Source organism: Nocardia brasiliensis NBRC 14402, assembly GCF_000308475.2.
GTDB lineage: Bacteria > Actinomycetota > Actinomycetes > Mycobacteriales > Mycobacteriaceae > Nocardia > Nocardia brasiliensis.
In genome coordinates this window covers 110,815-127,805 of sequence record NZ_BAFT02000112.1, presented here as the reverse complement: position 1 = coordinate 127,805, position 16,991 = coordinate 110,815, and the positions used below count along the sequence as shown (strand labels likewise).

The following is a 16,991-nucleotide window of genomic DNA, read 5'->3' as shown; positions in this document are numbered from 1 at the left end:
ACTCGTCCGGCGGCCGCGAGCCCGGCTCGACAGGCCGGCCGGACGAGTGCGCCGGCCGGTTACAGTCGTCGACGATGAATTCCGTACCTGCCCTGCTGATTCTGTCGGTCGGCGTGTTCGCCGCGATCGTCACGGCCGGGCGCTGGCTGCTGGTGCGGGACTCGAGCATGGACCGGCTGCTCAATCGCCTGTGGAGCTGGGAGATCGGCGGCTTCCTGCTGCACGGCCTCGTCAACGCGGCCGGTGCGCCGGAGCTGGGTCGGCGATTGTTCCTGGGCTGCGGTTTGATGGCGGGCGCCGCCGCATACGGGTTCGCTCGGCTGCTGTTCGACGGCCAGGCCCGATACGAGGAGCGCGACCGGCAGCGCTGGTACGACACCACGGCCGCGGTCGCGGCGGCCACTCTCGTGCTGGCCGAATCCTTCCTGGACGGTCTGTTGCCCTTCCGCTGGGCCACCGGCGTGTGGGCGGGGGTTTCGCTCGCCGGCGGGATCGCCGGATACATGATGCTGCACGCCTGTATCCGGGAGTTGCGCTCCGGCGGCTTGACGATCAGGGAGAAGCTGCTGTTCGGCGCGCTGCTCGTGCTCGCCGTCTATTGGACCTGCGGTTCCACCATCGGCAGTGTCCGGACGTTGCTCGGCGCACCGCCCTCCGAGCCGGGGAAGGTGTGGACGATAGTCACTTTCGCCACGTTCTCCGTCGCCACCGCGTTGCTCTCGGTCCGACTGATCGACGTCCTGTCCGCGCGCCTGGGTTGGGACCGGGCGAGCAGGCATTGCCGCCGCCTCGACCCGATGTGGCGTGACCTCACCAGTGCCGTGCCGGAAGTGGTGCTGGCGCAGGACGAGTCGGGAGAACCGGATTCCGCGCACCGCCGGTATCGGATGACCGTCGAGATCTGGGACGCGCTGCTGCAACTGCGGCCGTATGTGCCGGACACCGCAGCGGTACCCGGCCCGTCCGACAACCGGAGTTACGCACTGGTGCTGGCCCGGGCCGGTCGCGCGAAGGCGCGAGGCGCGCCGCCGGCCACCCGGCCCGGCGCCCTGGTGCTGCCGCGTCCCGCCGATCGAACCTCGGAACTGCGGATGCTGCTCGGCCTGGCCCGGGTGTGGCCGTCGGACGCGACCTACAATCGGCGCCGATGAATTCCGCGCCGCCCGTGTTCACGACGATCATCGTCGTGCTCGTGCTGGGTGTGATCTGCGGCCGTTGGTTCCTGGTCAACGAGACGCTCACCGATCGTCTGATCAATCGCGCGCTGACCTGGGATGTCAGCGCGGTGTCCGCGTACGCGTTCGTCGCAGGCATCGGCTATCCGGATCTGGCGCAGCGGGTGTTCCTGGCCGTCGGCTTTTTGGCCCTGTCCAACGCTTTCGGGTTCGTCGTGACACTCGGCGGGAGGGATCTGCGGAAAGGATGGCGGCGGCAGCGTCGATACGACACGATCGCCACCTTGGCCGGGCTCGTGGTGGCGTGCTGCGCCGCGGTCAACGAGATGGCTTGGTTCCCAGCGGTATTGCCCGCTGTGGACTGGGACGGGGTGCTGTGGATGGCGGTCGACGCCTGTCTCGTCGTCATCGCGGGGTTACTCGGTCGTGCGTGCATTCGAGATCTCCGCATCCCCGGCGCGACGACCCGGGAAAAGTCGACCTATTGTGCGTTACTCGCGGTCGCGCTCTACACCGCCATCGCCTCCGTGTACCGGTCGCTGTGCACGCTCTCCGGTGTGTCGCCGCAGCACATGAGCGCCGGGTGGGCGGTGGGTTCGTTCACCGTGCTCGCGATCTTGGCCATGCTGATCTCGATCCCGCTGGTCGACGCGGTACTCATCCATGCGGGGCTGGATCGGGCCGGTCGATGCTGTCGGCAGTTGCGTCCGATGTGGCACGACCTCACGACCGCCGTTCCTGAGGTGGTGCTGCCACTGGCACACACCGAGCATCCTGGCTCGAATGCGCGGCTTTATCGGATGACCGTCGAGATTCGGGATGCACTGCTACATCTGAAGCAGTTCGTGCCGGACCCCGAGACGGGCGAGACCCCAGACCTCGGCACCTACGCTCGCGGTATTGCCGAGGCCACCCGCCAGAAGCTGCACGGTATGCCGCCGTCGTACCCGCGGCATGCCGTGCGCTTCCCAGCGGGTGACCGGACTACCGAACTTCGCAATCTGCTTGCGCTGTCGCGCGAATGGGCGTCCGCCCGCGTGGTCCTGGCGGGCGGACGCCTCGCGTCCTAGCCGGCTGGCCTACTTCGCCGCGGCGCCGAACGCGGGCTCCAGCCTGGCAGCGCACCGGTCGATCTTGATGGTTAGATCAGCTAACTATATAGTTTGCGGAGATAACGAATCGCGAGGGGACGCCGTGCCGATGCCATCCACCGATCTCGACCTGGGCGAGGTCAACACCATCCGCCGCAGGCTGCGCTATGACCGCGACCATCCGCGCTACAAGTGGATCGTGCTGACCAACACCACGCTCGGGGTGTTACTCACCGCGATCAACTCGTCCATCGTGTTGATCTCGCTGCCCGCGATCTTCCGCGGCGTCGGTCTGAACCCGCTCGAAGCCGGCAATGTCGGCTACCTGCTGTGGATGCTGATGGGTTACCTGCTCGCGACGGCCGTGCTAGTGGTGATGTTCGGCAGGCTCGGCGACATCTTCGGCCGAGTCCGGGTGTACAACCTGGGTTTCGCCGTCTTCGCGATCTGCGCGCTGGCCCTGTCCTTCGATCCGTTCCACGGCGGCGCGGGCGCGATGTGGATCATCATCTGGCGTGTGGTGCAGGGCGTCGGCGGTGCCATGTTGACCGCCAATTCCGCGGCTATCCTCACCGACGCCTTCCCGGCGAAACAGCGCGGCACCGCGCTGGGCATCAACATGGTCGCGGCGGTGGCGGGCTCGTTCCTCGGGCTGCTCATCGGTGGCGTGCTGTCGGAATGGGATTGGCGCGCGGTGTTCTGGGTCAGCGTGCCGATCGCCGTGCTCGGCGCGTTCTGGTCCTACCGCTCGCTGCACGAGGTCGGCATCCGCTCGGCGGGCAAGGTCGACTGGGCGGGCACGATCACCTTCGGGCTCGGTCTCACCGCGCTGCTCACCGGCATCACGTACGGCATCCAGCCCTATGGCGGACACGCGACCGGGTGGTCCAGCCCGTGGGTGCTGGGCTCGGTGCTCGGCGGCCTCGTGCTGCTCGGCGTGTTCTGTGTGGTGGAGAGCAAGGTCGCCGATCCGATGTTCCACCTGGGCCTGTTCCGTAACCGGGCCTTCGGGCTGGGGAACTTCAGCAACCTGATGGTGTCCATCGGCCGCGGCGGCATGCAGTTCATGCTGATCATCTGGTTGCAGGGCATCTGGTTGCCGTTGCACGGCTACAGCTTCGAGTCGACACCGCTGTGGGCGGGCATCTACCTGTTGCCGCTGACCGTGGGATTCCTTGCGGCCGGGCCGATTTCGGGATGGCTCTCGGACCGCTACGGCTCCCGCCTGTTCACCACCGGCGGCGCGCTGATCTCGGCCGCGACATTCTTGCTGCTGCTGATCATTCCCGTCGACTTCGACTACTGGCTGTTTGCCCTGATCGTGCTGCTGAACGGCATCGGCAGCGGGTTGTTCTTCTCGCCCAACACCGCCGCCATCATGTCCAGCGTGCCCGCCGCGCAACGTGGCGCCGCCTCCGGTATGCGCGGCACCCTGTTCAACGGCGGCAACGCGCTGTCGATGGGAATCTTCTTCTCGCTCATGGTCGTCGGCCTCGCCGCCAGCCTGCCTTCGGCGCTGGACACCGGCCTGCGCGCGCAGGGCGTGTCCGCGAGCGCCGCCGCCGAGGTCGCCGGGATGCCGCCGGTCGCCAGCATGTTCGCCGCGTTCCTCGGCTTCAACCCGATCCAGGAATTGCTCGGTCCCACCGGCGAATTGGCCAAACCCGGCGTCAACTCCGACACCCTGACCGGTCAGGAATTCTTCCCGAACCTGCTGACCGGCCCGTTCCACACCGGCCTCGTCGTCGTGTTCGTGGCAGCCGCCGTCATGATGCTCTTGGCCGCCGTGGCCTCGTACTTCGCCGGCAACAAGTACGTGCACGACGAACAGGCCGAACTCGCCGAAGCCGACGAACTGGCCGAACAGGTTCCGGTCGCCGCACGGTGAGAACGGTCGACGCCGTAACGTCGACGTGGGTGTGCCACAGCAGATTCCGGGTGGTCCGTACGGGCGGCGGAATCTAGGCTGGACACCGATGGACTCCGCACCACCCGCATTCATCGCGATCGTCCTCGTGCTCGATACGCTGGTGGTCGGGGGCCGCTGGGTGCTCGTGCACGACACGATCGCCGATCGGCTGATAAACCATGCGCTGAGCTGGGATCTCGGTTCGTTGCTGGGGTATGTGTCCGCGGCCGGGCTCGGCTATCCGGAGTTCGGCCAGCGGGTGTTCTTCGCCGTGGGCATGCTGGGCCTGTCCCATTGCTTCGGGTTCACGATGCTGCTCAACGGTGCCGACCCGCGGACGGTGCGGAGTCGTCAACGTAGATACAACGCCTGCGCGGCGATCGCCGGAATCGTCTGGCTCGCCTGCGCGGCGGTCGAGGCCGCGGGCGTGCCGCTGCATCGCACGCTCGACTGGGAGGGCGCGCTGTGGGCCGTGGTCGGTGTGGCCGTGGCCGCGATCGGCTTGCTGCTCGTGCGCGCCTGCCTGCGGGAGCTCCGCAGCGGGGGTCCGGTCCGGCACGAGAAGCTGACCTACCTGGCGTTGCTGACCTTCGGCGCGTATTGCATCGGCACCTCACTCGATTCCGCGCTGCGAGTCGCGGCGGGCACGTCGTCGGGGGCGCCGCGGCCACTGCTGGTGATCGGCACTTTCCTCGCCGCGCTCTCGCTGATCTCGCTGGTCGCGATCCCGTTGATCCATGCCCTGCTGCGCCGGGCCGAGTGGGACCGGACCGGCCGCCACTGCCGCCGGCTCCGGCCCCTGTGGCAGGACCTCACGACGGCGGTGCCCGAGGTAGTGCTGCATGCGTCGGGTTTCGACCAGCAGGACTCCGCGTCCCGGCTGTACCGGATGACCGTCGAGATCGGCGATGCCCTCATGCATCTGAAATACTTTGCTCCCGTGGCCGATTCGGGACACTCGGACCCCATGCACGGCTATGCGATCCGAATCGCTGCGGCCATCGACCTGAAGCGCCGGGGCGCGCCGGGCACGAATCACGGTCCCGGCTCGCCCATTCTGCCGCCCGCCGATGATCGCATCACCAATCTGGAGAACCTGCTCGCGCTGTCCCGCGCATGGTCGCGGGCGCGTGGCACAAACGAATCCGAACGGCGGGCGTCGCGCAAGCCCGGGAAATGGCGGCCGTATCCCAAGCCCGCGCGAGTCAGAAGGTGACGCGCTGGTCCGGGGGCAGGAACAGCTTGTCCGTCTCTTTCACGTCGAAAGCGGTGTAGAACTCCGCCAGGTTGCGCACGACCTGGTTGCAGCGGAATTCGGCAGGGGAGTGGGTGTCGGTGGCCAGGTACCGGACCGTCAGCTCTTTGGTCTGCTTTTCCCGCCAACTGCGCGCCCAAGACAGGAACATGGACCGATAGTCGGGATTCTCGACCCCGCGCCGTTTCTCCGAAATGCGGAAGGCGGCCAGCGTGATCTGCAGGCCGCGCAGGTCGGCGAGGTTCTCACCGACGGTGAGCTCCCCGTTGATGTGCTGGCTCGGGTCCAGGCCCTCGGGCACCAGGGCGTTGTACTGATCGATGAGCTGTTTGCTCTTCGCGTCGAACTTCGCCCGATCCTCCGGCGTCCACCAGTCGCGCCGGTTGCCGTCGCCGTCGTATTTCGAGCCCTGATCGTCGAATCCGTGACCGATCTCGTGACCGATCGTCGCACCCACCGCACCGAAATTGACCGCCGACTGCGCATCCTTGTCGAAGAACGGCGGCTGCAGATAAGCGGCGGGGAACACGATCTGGTTCGAGGTCGCCTGGTAGTAGGCGTTCACCGTCTGCGGCGACATGCCCCACTCGGTCTTGTCGACCGGGCCACCGAGCCGGGCGAACGCGCGCTTGCTCTCGAAAGTGTTGATGGCGAGCAGTGATTCGATCAGCTTGCCCTTGGTGATCTTCAGCTGCGAGTAGTCGACCCACTTGTCCGGATAACCGATCTTGGGATCGATCTTGTCCAGCTTCGCCAGCGACGCCTTCCTGGTCTCCGGCGACATCCACGAGGAGTTGGTGAAATTGTCCCGGTACGCGGCGATCACGTCGTCGAGCATTTCCTTCGCGCGCTGCTTCGCCTCGGGCGGAAAGTGCTTGTCCACATACACTTTGCCGAGCTGCTCGCCGAGATGTTCGTTGACGATCCCGACGCCGTACTTCCAGCGCTCCGGGCGCTCGTCCTGACCGTTGAGCACCTTGCCCTTGAACTCGAAGTTCGCGTCGTTCACGGCCTTCGGCAGATACGGCGCGTAGTTGCGGAGCACGCTCAGCTTCAAGAAGTCACGCCAGGTGGGGATGTCGACCTCGGTCCACAGCTGTCCCGCGGCCGTGATGAACGACGGCTGGGCCACGATCATCGTCGCGAACAGCTCGCGCGGCCGGTCGGTGTTCCCGGCCATCCACGGATCCCAGTCGAAACCCGGTGCGAGAGCGGTCATCTCGGCCCAGCTGAACACGTTGTAGGTGGCGTCGGCATCGCGGTTGCGCACGTTGTCCCAGTGCGCGGGCGCGATGCGCTTCTCCAGATCGAACACCCGCTGCGCCGTACCCGCCGGATCGGGGAAACCCGCTCCCGCACAGATACGTTCGAGGAACACCCGGTACTGCGCGAGCACCTCGGCATGCTCGGGCTTGCGGAAGTACTGCTCACCGAGGCCGAGGCCGGACTGTCCGACCGAGGGCACGTACGCGTTCGAGTTCTTCCGGTCGATGCTGATCCCGATGCCGATCAACCCGCTGATCGGCAGCTCCGCCATCACCTTGGCCAGATCGGCCTTCGTCGCCGCCTTGTCGACCTTGTCGAACAGCTCGGCCAGCGGGCTCATGCCGAGCCGTTCGATCTCGTCCCAGTCCACCCGCGCGTCGTACAGATCGCGGATCTGCTGCTCCTCCGAACCCGGCTTCGGATCCTTGATGCCGTCGATGATCTCGCGCAACTGCTGTTCGGTGCGCTCGGCGGCCTCGCTCGTCGAACCGAAGGCGGGCTTGTCCGGCGGCAGCTGGTACTCGCGCAGCCACTTGCCGTTCACGTGCCGGTACAGATCGTCCTGCGGCCGGATCGCCTCGTCCGCGCCGCCCAGGTCCACACCGGTGAGCGTCTTGCTCGGCTGCGTGGAGTCGCTCGAGCAGGAAGCCAACGCGGCCGCGGCCGGCACCAGGCCGAGCGCGATCAGGAACGCACGGCGGTCCAGCTGTCCGAGACGTGTCACGAGGATTCCTCTCCCGATGCGGCCCGCCGCATCCTCGTCAGGCCCAACTTGTTCGCCCGAGGCTACCTGCCACGGGCGCTACCCGGCTTTCCATCTCAGAGGCTGACGCGTTGGTCCGGCGCCAGGAACAGCTTGTCGCGCTCGGTGACGCCGAAGGCGGTGTAGAACTCGGCGATATTGCGGACCACCTGATTGGCGCGGAATTCGTTGGGCGCGTGCACGTCCTTGACGAGCAGTATCTCCTGGTACTGCTTGGTCGCGCGCTGCCGCCAGATCCGGGCCCAGGACAGGAACATCGTCTTGACGTCGGGCTCCTTACCGTCGCGCCGGGCCGCGGCGCGATACGCGGCCAGTGCGATCTGCAATCCGCGCAGGTCGGCCAGGTTCTCGCCGACCGTCAGCGCGCCGTTGACGTGCTTGCCCGGGTCGAGGCCCTGCGGCACCAGCGCGTCGTACTGACCGATCAACTGCCGGGTCTTGGCCTCGAATTTCGCCGTGTCCTCGGCGGTCCACCAGTCGCGCCGGTTGCCGTCGCCGTCGTACTTGGCGCCCTGATCGTCGAAACCGTGCCCGATCTCGTGCCCGATCACCGCGCCGATACCGCCGAAGTTGACCGCGGCCACCGCGTCGGCGTCGAAGAACGGCGATTGCAGGATCGCGGCGGGGAAGGCGATCTGGTTGGCGTTCGGGTCGTACATGGCGTTCACCGTCTGCGGCGGGAAGCCCCATTCTGTCTTGTCCACCGGGGTGCCGAGTTTGGCGAACGCGCGCTTGACCTCGAAAGTGTGTGCGGCCCTGATGGATTCGATCAACTTGCCCTTGGTGATCCGCAGTTCGGCGTAGTCGATCCAGCGGTCCGGGTAGCCGATCTTGGCGACTATCTTGTCCAGCTTGGCAATCGCGGCCTGCTTCGTCTGCGGCGACATCCACTCGGAATCGGTGAAGTTCTGCCGATACGCGTCCATCAGATCGGCGACCAACGCCTTGGCGCGGTCTTTCGCCGCTGCCGGAAAGTGCTCGGCCACATACAGTTTGCCGAACGGTTCGCCGAGATACCGGTTGACCGTGGCGAGTCCCTCGCGCCACGGCTCCGGGCGTTGGTCCAGGCCCTGCAACACTTTGCCGGTGAATTCGAAGGCCGGGTCCGCGATCGCCTCGGGCAGGTACTGCGCGAAGTCCTTGACCACACTCACGCGCAGGTATTCCCGCCACTGCGCGATATCGACCTCGGCCCACAACTGGCCCGCCGCGGTGAGGAACGACGGCTGCCGGACCACCACCTTGTCGAAGAGCTGCTTCGGCCGGTCGGTGTTGCCCGCCAGCCATGGATCCCAATCGAATTGCGGTGCGAGACCGGTCATCTCGGACCAGCTGAGCAGGTTGTAGGTGGTGTCGGGATCGCGGTCACGCACGCTGTCCCAATAGCCTGCGGCGATTTTGGTCTCCAGGTCGAACACCCGTTGCGCGGTACCCGCGGGATCGGCCAGGCCCGCGCCTGCCGCGATGCGCTCCAGATAGGTCCGGTACGCCGACATCTGCTCGGCGTACTCGGGCTTGCGGTAGTACTGCTCGTCCAGATTGCCGTCGATACCGGACTGACTCAGCTGCGCGATGTAGGCCCCCGAGTCCTTCTGATCTACCACGACTTGCAGGCCGATCAGTCCGTCGATCGGCAGTGCGCCCATCACCCGGGCCAGGTCCGGCTTGGTCGCCGCCCCCTCGATCGCGGCGAGCAGGTCCGCGATCGGTGCCGTGCCGAGTCGCTCGATCTCGGCGCGATCGAGCCTGGCGTCGTAGAGATCGCGGACCTGCTGTTCGGTGGAGCCGGCCCGCGGCTCGGAGATGCCCTCGACGATGCCGCGTAACTGCTGCTCGGTGCGATCGTTCGCCTCGTCGAATGCGCCGAACGACGACTTATCCGGCGGCAATTGGTACTGCTGCAACCAGAGGCCGTTCACATTGCGGTAGAGATCGTCCTGCGCGCGGATCGCCGGATCCGCGCCGGCCAGGTCCACGCCGGTGAGTTCGACCTTCGATCCTTCGGACCGCTGGGTGCACGCGGTCAGCGCCGCGACGGCGGGTATCGCCCCCAGGGCGGCGAGGAAAACGCGGCGATCGATGCGGCGTGGGCGAGCAGGCGAGTTCAAGGGCATCCTCTTTCGGTACGGTCGAGCCGAATGGTGCGTCTCCTTAGTGATCTTGCTCGGTTCGAGGGTAGCCGCGGATCGTGACTCGCCCGGGTGCCCGGACGGGCCGCGCGGCATGATCCGCGACCCCGATTTGGGCCGGACCTGCGCGGCCGCCTACACTAGACCGGTTGCCTGCGGGAGCTATGCCCGCAATCCGGCAGTGAACCCCCAGTGGTCGGGTCGCAAGATCCATCGAAACCGCTGGCAGGCGCGCGTCCGGAGGGTAACGGACCATGCCCGTCGGGTCGGCAATCCGGCGTGCGTATACATCCAGGTCAAGGAGGCTGAAGTGATTCAGCAGGAGTCGCGACTGCGCGTCGCCGACAACACGGGCGCGAAGGAAATCCTTTGCATCCGCGTTCTCGGTGGTTCGTCGCGTCGCTATGCCGGTATCGGCGACATCATCGTCGCCACCGTGAAGGACGCCATCCCCGGCGGCAACGTCAAGCGGGGTGACGTGGTCAAGGCCGTCGTCGTGCGCACCGTCAAGGAGCGTCGTCGTCCGGATGGCTCGTACATCAAGTTCGACGAGAACGCGGCCGTGCTGATCAAGGCGGACAACGACCCGCGTGGTACCCGCATCTTCGGCCCGGTCGGCCGTGAGCTGCGCGACAAGAAGTTCATGAAGATCGTCTCGCTGGCGCCGGAGGTGCTCTGACCATGAAGGTGCACAAGGGCGACACCGTGCTCGTCATCTCGGGTAAGGACAAGGGCGCGAAGGGCAAGGTCATCCAGGCCTACCCGACGCAGAACCGGGTCCTCGTCGAGGGCGTGAACCGGATCAAGAAGCACGTCGCGAACTCCGCCAACCAGCGCGGCGCCTCCTCGGGCGGCATCGTGACCCAGGAAGCCCCGATCCACGTTTCCAACGTGATGGTCGTCGATTCCGATGGCAAGCCGACCCGCGTCGGCTACCGGACCGACGAAGAGAGCGGCAAGCGGGTCCGGATCTCCCGTAACAACGGGAAGGACATCTGACATGACGACAACTGAGAACAAGGTTCAGCCCCGGCTGAAGCAGCGCTACCGCGCGGAGATCAAGGACGCGCTGAACAGCGAGTTCGACTACGCCAACGTGATGCAGATCCCGGGCGTCGTCAAGGTCGTCGTGAACATGGGTGTCGGCGACGCCGCCCGCGACGCGAAGCTGATCAACGGCGCGGTCAAGGACCTCGAGCTGATCACCGGCCAGAAGCCCGAGATCCGCAAGGCCACCAAGTCGATCGCGCAGTTCAAGCTGCGTGAAGGCATGCCGATCGGCGCGAAGGTCACCCTGCGCGGCGACCGCATGTGGGAGTTCCTGGATCGCCTGGTCTCCATCGCGCTGCCGCGTATCCGCGACTTCCGCGGTCTGTCGCCGAAGCAGTTCGACGGCAACGGCAACTACACGTTCGGCCTGAGCGAGCAGTCGATGTTCCACGAGATCGACGTGGACTCCATCGACCGCCCGCGCGGCATGGACATCACCGTGGTGACCACCGCGACCAACAACGAAGAAGGCCGCGCGCTGCTCAAGCACCTCGGCTTCCCGTTCAAGGAGAACTGAGCCCATGGCTAAGAAAGCACTGGTCAACAAGGCCAACGCCAAGCCGAAGTTCGCGGTCCGCGCGTACACCCGCTGCCAGCGGTGCGGCCGCCCCCACGCGGTCTACCGCAAGTTCGGCCTCTGCCGCGTGTGCCTGCGCGAAATGGCGCACCGCGGTGAGCTCCCGGGCGTGCACAAGAGCTCCTGGTGAGCCCGCGCTCCACGTGAGCGCACCCAACTGAACACCCGCAAAGGCACGGTCTCCCCAGACCGTGCCTTCGCGCGTTTCCGGAAGCGTTGCCGGCAGCCACCACCGGTCAGCGCTGTAAAGAGACTGACAAACCTGTCGGATCATTTGACAAACTAATTTGCTCCGGACATTGTGATGGCGTCTGTGATGTTCGAGCTCAGTGGGGGGTTGACCGTGATGACGGATAAAGCGGCAGGATCTGCGATGGCGGCCGACGGCTATCGGCGGGTGCATTGATGGCAGGCGGCTTCTATAACCACTATGACGACCCGGACGAATTCTGGGACGACGAGCCGCTACGGCCCACACGTTCGCCCTCGTCCCCCATGCCGCCGCCCGTACCGCCACCGTCGTTCAGCCCGCCGCACGTGCTCCCGCCGAGCCGAGAGATACCAACCGCGGGTGCGGCTGAACAGGACTCGATGGGCATCACAGGCCTGCCGAATTCTCTGACCGCTGCGTTCGGCGTCGATCTCCGAGGCCTGGTGGGTGATCTCAATCGGTTCCAGGATCGGCTGGGAGCTGAAGCGACCGAATATGCGTGGATCGATCAGGTTTGCCGCACATTGGAACGGGTTGGACGAGACCCGAGTGGCGCGGTGCAGACTGCCCTCGATGGACAAAATTTCCCGACACAGTTCGTGATATCGCGGGACTGGCAGGCGCGTCTGGTCGGCAGGCGGCTGGACGCCGCGATCCTGGACGCGGTGGCTATCGCGTACGCAGACGGGTGGCAGAGGGCTGCCAAAGAAGTCGACGATGCACGACGACGCGGGCAACGGCCACCCGAATCGGCTGCCCCGGCTATCGAGTTGGCGCCCCCCGAGCGGTCGATCGCTCGGCGACATAATCGAAGACGTTCTGGCCTTGTCTGCGAAGTCCACAGCAGCATTGATGGCAAATGAACCCGAGCAGCGGCCACGTGGAGAAACACGAGTTCGGTTCGAATTCTCGCAGTACGGTATTTCGACCTGCGAGATCGATCAGCAATGGGCCGAGCGTCATGCCGCAAGTCAGGTGACTACGGAGATAAACAACCAGCTGATCGCGCAACGCGATGAGTATTTCGCGACCAGGGCGAAGAAGTCGAAGACCGATGATCTCTTGACTGCCGCCGAAGAGATAGTCAATTTACTGCAGAGTGGTGACCTCATGAGGGGGCAATAAATGGCACCTACAGCGGCACAGATATCGGTTGCGCTCGCCGCTCTCCGTACACAAGCTACGGGGTGGGCGGAGCGGGCTACGACGACTGCGGGACTCGCCACCGAGGTGACCGGCTATAAATACACTGAGCTGGAGGCCGGCCTCTTCGATGGTTTCATCGAAGAATACAACAAAATTATCGATCTGGTCGAAACGCGACTTAAAGAAGGCGAGCTCGCGCTGAAAGAGATGGCCCGTACTTTGAACACTGTGGCCGATGTCTACGAGCAAGAGGACCTTGCCCGTGAGCACGCGACCCGGAACCTGTACTAGCTCGGAGGGGGTGTCGAATGGATGTATCTGTTGCTCAGATGCAGCAAATTGCACAGGATCTTATCGACAAGGTCGAGGAACTATCGGCGCTGCCGGACAAAATTCTTGACAACTTCACCAGCGCGGCTAATTCGGCAATTGTTCGCTTTGTGCTCCGCAATGGTGACGAGATCATAGAACTCGGCACCAAATTTGCCAACGCGGTCAAAGAGCTGTGGAACGATTTCATAGAAGCGCTGAAAGGGCTCGCTGCGCCTGGGTTCTTCATAAGTACCTCGCATGATTGGACGTCCTTCGCGGCGAAAGCGAATCGAATGGCAGGTGAGCTCGAGGATACGGCAGTAAAAGTAGACGGTTACTGGCAAGGCTCCGCCGCATCGGCATATGGCACGGCGATTACGCCGCAACGAGTGGCAATGGCGCGGATCGGAACAATCGCCAATGCTGCTCGGTCCTCGATGGTTACAATCGGTACCGCCGGTATAGCCTTTTACGCATCGTTATTGGGTATCGGAGTCGCGCTCGTCATCGAGGCGACTATGGAGGCGCTCGCTGCAGGCACGGGTATCGGCGCAATCCCAGCTGGTGTTGCGGGGCTGTTGACTGCCGCGAAATTCGCGGCCTTGGTTACTGCCGCGATCACCGGAATGGTCACGATCATCAACTCTGAACTGACGCAGGCGCAGGCGTTGCAAGTAGAGTTGGACAACCCGCAAGGGTTCCCATCCGGGCATTGGCCGACGACAGGGGCGGCCGGCTTCAGTGACGCGACCGTGAAGGATGGCGATGCTGATTGGTCGGTGAAAACGTCGTGATGACACCGATTCCGGATGACAGAAGCGCAGCAGTCCTCGCGCGCCGTATCGGGCGGATTCGTGTTGTGGTCGCGTGTGCAGTCGCGTTGTTCTTTTTTGCGGTGTCCGCCGGGCTGGCTTTACTGGCGCATTCGCCGGAGTCTCGATATACCAACGCCGAAAAGGTGACTCTGGTCGTTGCCGCACTTTCGGCCGTAATTTTCGTGTTCGTCGGAATTATTCTCTACCGTAGCCGTGTAGGCCTTGTCGCTATCCGTGCGGCAGAGATCATATTATGGCTCGATTTCGTCGCGCTCGCCATATTGGCTGTCGTCCTTTTGGCGACCGGCTCTATATATGCGGTGGTCTGGATAGCCGCTATCGGTTTCGGATTCGACTTGGCGAAGCAGCTGAGGCAGTATCCCCCGTCCGTGTGAACATTGGGCGGGAAGTCGGTGCTGCCTGCACAAGAATTATCTCAATCCGGACGATAGAAGCCGATCTGATAGTCGCACGTTTCGTCGACCCGAAAGGGTTCATTGATGTATATGCTGAGTTCCGTTGCTTTCGTTGGTGAGACGTCGCAACCATATATCTCTATGCCTTCGTCGATGCCGAGCATTCTTTTCAGTTCCGAGAGTTCCACGTTGTGCAGCGGATACTCGACGACCAGGATTCCGGTCTTTTTGTCATAAGCTTCCAGGTAATTCAATTGCTCTCCTATGGTGCAAGGTCCAGCCGAGTTGTCTCGGCTCGACATCCTGCCTGTCGGTGGGAAGTGGACCAGCGAACCGAGTACGAAATGGCTATCTGCACAGACCATCTGGGTGGCTACTGTCGATCCGGTGGCTGATATACACGAGATTCAGGTAGGGCAGACAGAGCTCGCGGCGGCGGCGATGCTGGCGCTTCGTCCCCGTTGGGAGTCGCGCCGAGCGGTGGTCGAGTTGATCGATACCCGCCTGCGGCCTGCGGGTTATCGGCTCGTGGGTCTCTTCGAGTCGGAAGCGGGCGCGGCAGTATCGGTGATCGGCTTCCGTCCCGCGTGGTCATCGGCGTGGGGTCAGCATCTCTACGTCGACGATGTATCGACCCTCCCCGAGTCACGCGGCCACGGCTACGCCGACCTGCTGATCCAGTGGGTGGTCGAGGAAGCTCGCCGCCTCAACTGCGAGGGAGTTCACCTCGACTCCGGCGTCGGCCCAACCCGCTCCGCAGCCCACCGCCTCTACCTGCGAAACCACTTCCAAATCTCCGCCCACCACTTCGAACTCCCGATCTGAGCCGACTGCGTCGCCCTGTCGAGGAATCTCTCGGAACCGGACCGAACTCTCGCGCGTCATAGAAAATACAGAGGGACGATCACCCGAGACGCTTCGAGAGGAGCATGCCGGTCATGGCAGATCCAGCAGCGCTATCGGTCGAGCCCGAAGAAGTGCAGGCGCTAGGACGGCTGGCCCACCAGATCGCGGACGAGTTGAAGGCTGGGTATTCGTCGCTGGTCACCGACACGAAGGCCGCGATCGATAGTTGGGCGGGCAACAACGCGGAGGCGTTCACCGCTGCCTGGGACGAGTTTCATGAGGGTGCGGACCAGGTGTGGGACGCGTTGTTCGAGCTGGCCGAAAAGCTGGGAGTGACCGCAGAGACCCTCCGCGCGACCGACCAGTCGTTCGCGGCGGGCGTCAGCTCCTTGGATCTGCCGTGAGCGCGGGTGATCCCCATGAGTGCTGATACACCGGCCTTCTCGGTCGAACTCGACAAACTCGAAGAGCTCGCGGCGCGGATGCGCGGCTACAAGGCGGCGGTCACCGATCGACTGGCGGAGCTCGAGGCGAAAGCCAAAGAGGTCGAAGGCGTTTGGGTAGGCAACGCGGCCGTGGCGTACACCGAAGCCCACCGCGAATGGGTTGCGGGCGTCACCGATATGCAGGACGGCCTTGCCGCTCTGGAAGCTGCACTGAAGACCGCCCACGAGAGCTACACCAACGCTGCCACCCAGACCCGACGGATCCTCGGCATATGACCGGGAAGCTGGAGGTGGATCCCAAGGTCTATTACCAGGCCGCCACCAACTGCTTCGACGCGGCCGCCGCGCTGAACGACAGCTTCAAGTACGTCTTTGGTGAACTGAACAGCTGCGGTCATATGGCGGGGCGGGACGAAGACGGTCGCGCGTGGGGGACCTCGTATGACGAATCTGCCCGCGACGCCGTAGCGTTCTTCGATCAAACCTTCGCGACGCTGCGCGCATACGGCACGGCCCTCAATGATCTCGGGTTCGAGCACGCGAAATCCGACGCTGCGCTCAAAGGAACGGTACAACCGGACAAACCGCAGGACCCGGCCTCTACCGTGACGTTCGGCCCGTACGCGCTTCCCGCGTCCGCTGCTGGTGGTGCCCCGCAGGGTCTGTTCAAAGCGTCCGTCGAAGTGCTCGATGCCATCAATTGCCCACTCCCGGACGGCAACACCGACACGCTGGCCAAGGCTGCTGATGCCTGGGATCGACTCGGCCGGGTTTACCAGAACACCAACGCCAAAGACAAAATCACCATCGCCGCAAGTCTTTTCGATGGTGTGACTTCGCAGGATGCCGTCCAGGTCCGAGAGGATCTGAAGACCCTCGAAACCTCCATCGGCGCGCTACTCGATACGTGCAAGGCGATTAGCAAGACTTGCCTCGACTACAAGGAGTCGATCGAAGAACTCCGCAAAGAGATCAAAGGCTTCATCGACGCCATCATCCAAGAAGCCGCGATCGACATGGTGATCACCGTCATCGCCACCTGCCTCACTGGCGTCGGCGGCCTGATCGCCGGTGCGAAAGCCGTGGAGTCGGCCCGCCGCTGGTCCATAAAGATCAAAGCCGCCGTCACCGCCTGGCGAGCACGAAAAGCCTTCCAACTCAAGGGCATGGCCGACGACGCAAAGACCGTGCTCGCGAAGGGGAAACAGGCGGTCAAGGATCTGTGGGATCGTCTGGGAAAGAAGGTCGGTTCCTGGAACCCGTTGAGGACAAAGAAACTCGAGGATCTTTTCAAGGATAGAACCCCGAAAGCGAGCGAGCTGGAAGAGTTCGCGACGAGGCAGGGTTGGGCGAAATCTCAGACGGAGAACGGACCGATAAAATATACCGACGAGAATGGAATCGTGCGGATGACAATCAAGAAGGGCAGCGACCGTGCGCCCGGAAGTGGAGATCCGCATGTCGAGATCAGGGATGCTACTGGTCAGCGAACAGACCCATATGGAAACCCTGTTACGCGTAAGAGTCCGGATAACCACACGTCGATAGATTGGGACCTGCCGTGACGCGAAATTATGCCGACTA

19 protein-coding genes are annotated in these 16,991 nt (G+C 64.2%); 16 read left to right on the top strand and 3 right to left on the bottom strand.

Going from position 1 to position 16,991, the window contains the following annotated elements:
- Positions 1-74 precede the first annotated feature (74 nt).
- The 4 genes from TY25_RS38935 to TY25_RS38920 all read left to right on the top strand — a co-directional run bounded on the left by TY25_RS38935 (position 75) and on the right by TY25_RS38920 (position 5,391).
- Positions 75-1,151, top strand: coding sequence for an MAB_1171c family putative transporter (locus TY25_RS38935; protein ID WP_042265106.1), 1,077 nt, complete (start codon positions 75-77; stop codon positions 1,149-1,151).
- Entirely contained in the window at positions 1,148-2,245 is a 1,098-nt protein-coding gene (locus tag TY25_RS38930) for an MAB_1171c family putative transporter (RefSeq protein WP_146154092.1), read from the top strand. The genes TY25_RS38935 and TY25_RS38930 overlap by 4 nt, the downstream gene beginning before the upstream one ends.
- A gap of 130 nt (positions 2,246-2,375) precedes the next feature.
- Entirely contained in the window at positions 2,376-4,154 is a 1,779-nt protein-coding gene (locus tag TY25_RS38925) for an MFS transporter (protein ID WP_042265101.1), read from the top strand.
- 88 nt (positions 4,155-4,242) lie between these two features.
- A complete protein-coding gene (locus TY25_RS38920) occupies positions 4,243-5,391 on the top strand; it encodes an MAB_1171c family putative transporter (protein WP_042265099.1) in 1,149 nt (382 codons plus the stop codon).
- Here TY25_RS38920 and TY25_RS38915 read toward each other — a convergent pair.
- On the bottom strand, positions 5,381-7,420 hold the full coding sequence (locus TY25_RS38915) for a M13 family metallopeptidase (RefSeq protein WP_042265097.1): 2,040 nt from the start codon (positions 7,418-7,420) through the stop codon (positions 5,381-5,383). The two genes, TY25_RS38920 and TY25_RS38915, sit on opposite strands and share 11 nt — an antisense overlap.
- Positions 7,421-7,515: 95 nt before the next feature.
- On the bottom strand, positions 7,516-9,573 hold the full coding sequence (locus TY25_RS38910; protein ID WP_081869380.1) for a M13 family metallopeptidase: 2,058 nt from the start codon (positions 9,571-9,573) through the stop codon (positions 7,516-7,518).
- A gap of 325 nt (positions 9,574-9,898) precedes the next feature.
- Between TY25_RS38910 and rplN the strand changes: the two genes are divergently transcribed.
- The 8 genes from rplN to TY25_RS38875 all read left to right on the top strand — a co-directional run bounded on the left by rplN (position 9,899) and on the right by TY25_RS38875 (position 14,094).
- On the top strand, positions 9,899-10,267 hold the full coding sequence (rplN, locus tag TY25_RS38905) for a 50S ribosomal protein L14 (RefSeq protein ID WP_014981702.1): 369 nt from the start codon (positions 9,899-9,901) through the stop codon (positions 10,265-10,267).
- 2 nt (positions 10,268-10,269) lie between these two features.
- Complete coding sequence (gene rplX / locus TY25_RS38900) at positions 10,270-10,587, top strand: 50S ribosomal protein L24 (RefSeq protein WP_014981703.1); 318 nt, start codon at positions 10,270-10,272, stop codon at positions 10,585-10,587.
- Between the two features lies 1 nt (position 10,588).
- Complete coding sequence (gene rplE / locus TY25_RS38895; RefSeq protein ID WP_014981704.1) at positions 10,589-11,155, top strand: 50S ribosomal protein L5; 567 nt, start codon at positions 10,589-10,591, stop codon at positions 11,153-11,155.
- Between the two features lie 4 nt (positions 11,156-11,159).
- Positions 11,160-11,345: a type Z 30S ribosomal protein S14 gene (locus TY25_RS38890; RefSeq protein WP_014981705.1), complete on the top strand. Its 186-nt coding sequence runs from the start codon at positions 11,160-11,162 to the stop codon at positions 11,343-11,345.
- Between the two features lie 798 nt (positions 11,346-12,143).
- The gene (locus TY25_RS43120) at positions 12,144-12,551 is read left to right on the top strand and encodes a globin family protein (protein ID WP_146154091.1); all 408 of its coding nucleotides are present in this window, start codon (positions 12,144-12,146) and stop codon (positions 12,549-12,551) included.
- Positions 12,552-12,863, top strand: a complete 312-nt coding sequence (locus TY25_RS43775; RefSeq protein WP_201773753.1) for a hypothetical protein — start codon at positions 12,552-12,554, stop codon at positions 12,861-12,863.
- A 17-nt stretch (positions 12,864-12,880) separates the two neighbouring features.
- Positions 12,881-13,678: a hypothetical protein gene (locus TY25_RS38880; protein WP_146154090.1), complete on the top strand. Its 798-nt coding sequence runs from the start codon at positions 12,881-12,883 to the stop codon at positions 13,676-13,678.
- A complete protein-coding gene (locus tag TY25_RS38875) occupies positions 13,657-14,094 on the top strand; it encodes a hypothetical protein (protein WP_146154089.1) in 438 nt (145 codons plus the stop codon). The genes TY25_RS38880 and TY25_RS38875 overlap by 22 nt, the downstream gene beginning before the upstream one ends.
- Positions 14,095-14,135: 41 nt before the next feature.
- Here the strand turns inward: TY25_RS38875 and TY25_RS38870 are convergent, their stop codons facing one another.
- Positions 14,136-14,369, bottom strand: a complete 234-nt coding sequence (locus TY25_RS38870; protein ID WP_042265092.1) for a DUF7683 domain-containing protein — start codon at positions 14,367-14,369, stop codon at positions 14,136-14,138.
- Positions 14,370-14,502: 133 nt separating this feature from the next.
- Between TY25_RS38870 and TY25_RS38865 the strand changes: the two genes are divergently transcribed.
- The 4 genes from TY25_RS38865 to TY25_RS38850 all read left to right on the top strand — a co-directional run bounded on the left by TY25_RS38865 (position 14,503) and on the right by TY25_RS38850 (position 16,972).
- Positions 14,503-14,940 (top strand): GNAT family N-acetyltransferase, encoded by a 438-nt coding sequence (locus TY25_RS38865; protein ID WP_052383487.1) that lies wholly within the window; start codon positions 14,503-14,505, stop codon positions 14,938-14,940.
- A gap of 113 nt (positions 14,941-15,053) precedes the next feature.
- Positions 15,054-15,365 (top strand): WXG100 family type VII secretion target, encoded by a 312-nt coding sequence (locus TY25_RS38860; RefSeq protein ID WP_042265272.1) that lies wholly within the window; start codon positions 15,054-15,056, stop codon positions 15,363-15,365.
- 15 nt (positions 15,366-15,380) lie between these two features.
- A complete protein-coding gene (locus TY25_RS38855; RefSeq protein ID WP_042265089.1) occupies positions 15,381-15,683 on the top strand; it encodes a WXG100 family type VII secretion target in 303 nt (100 codons plus the stop codon).
- Positions 15,680-16,972, top strand: coding sequence for a WXG100-like domain-containing protein (locus TY25_RS38850; RefSeq protein ID WP_042265087.1), 1,293 nt, complete (start codon positions 15,680-15,682; stop codon positions 16,970-16,972). The genes TY25_RS38855 and TY25_RS38850 overlap by 4 nt, the downstream gene beginning before the upstream one ends.
- Positions 16,973-16,991: the final 19 nt, after the last annotated feature.

What these genes read in the sequence shown, in the direction of transcription:
- TY25_RS38920 (WP_042265099.1), top strand. Translation starts at nt 4,243, where the DNA reads ATGGACTCCGCACCACCCGCATTCATCGCGATCGTCCTCGTGCTCGAT.
- TY25_RS38855 (WP_042265089.1), top strand. Translation starts at nt 15,381, where the DNA reads ATGAGTGCTGATACACCGGCCTTCTCGGTCGAACTCGACAAACTCGAA.
- rplE (WP_014981704.1), top strand. Translation starts at nt 10,589, where the DNA reads ATGACGACAACTGAGAACAAGGTTCAGCCCCGGCTGAAGCAGCGCTAC.
- TY25_RS38935 (WP_042265106.1), top strand. Translation starts at nt 75, where the DNA reads ATGAATTCCGTACCTGCCCTGCTGATTCTGTCGGTCGGCGTGTTCGCC.
- TY25_RS38860 (WP_042265272.1), top strand. Translation starts at nt 15,054, where the DNA reads ATGGCAGATCCAGCAGCGCTATCGGTCGAGCCCGAAGAAGTGCAGGCG.
- TY25_RS38910 (WP_081869380.1), bottom strand. Translation starts at nt 9,573, where the DNA reads ATGCCCTTGAACTCGCCTGCTCGCCCACGCCGCATCGATCGCCGCGTT.
- TY25_RS38925 (WP_042265101.1), top strand. Translation starts at nt 2,376, where the DNA reads ATGCCATCCACCGATCTCGACCTGGGCGAGGTCAACACCATCCGCCGC.
- TY25_RS38880 (WP_146154090.1), top strand. Translation starts at nt 12,881, where the DNA reads ATGGATGTATCTGTTGCTCAGATGCAGCAAATTGCACAGGATCTTATC.
- TY25_RS38930 (WP_146154092.1), top strand. Translation starts at nt 1,148, where the DNA reads ATGAATTCCGCGCCGCCCGTGTTCACGACGATCATCGTCGTGCTCGTG.
- rplX (WP_014981703.1), top strand. Translation starts at nt 10,270, where the DNA reads ATGAAGGTGCACAAGGGCGACACCGTGCTCGTCATCTCGGGTAAGGAC.
- TY25_RS43775 (WP_201773753.1), top strand. Translation starts at nt 12,552, where the DNA reads ATGGCACCTACAGCGGCACAGATATCGGTTGCGCTCGCCGCTCTCCGT.
- TY25_RS38850 (WP_042265087.1), top strand. Translation starts at nt 15,680, where the DNA reads ATGACCGGGAAGCTGGAGGTGGATCCCAAGGTCTATTACCAGGCCGCC.
- TY25_RS43120 (WP_146154091.1), top strand. Translation starts at nt 12,144, where the DNA reads ATGCACGACGACGCGGGCAACGGCCACCCGAATCGGCTGCCCCGGCTA.
- TY25_RS38890 (WP_014981705.1), top strand. Translation starts at nt 11,160, where the DNA reads ATGGCTAAGAAAGCACTGGTCAACAAGGCCAACGCCAAGCCGAAGTTC.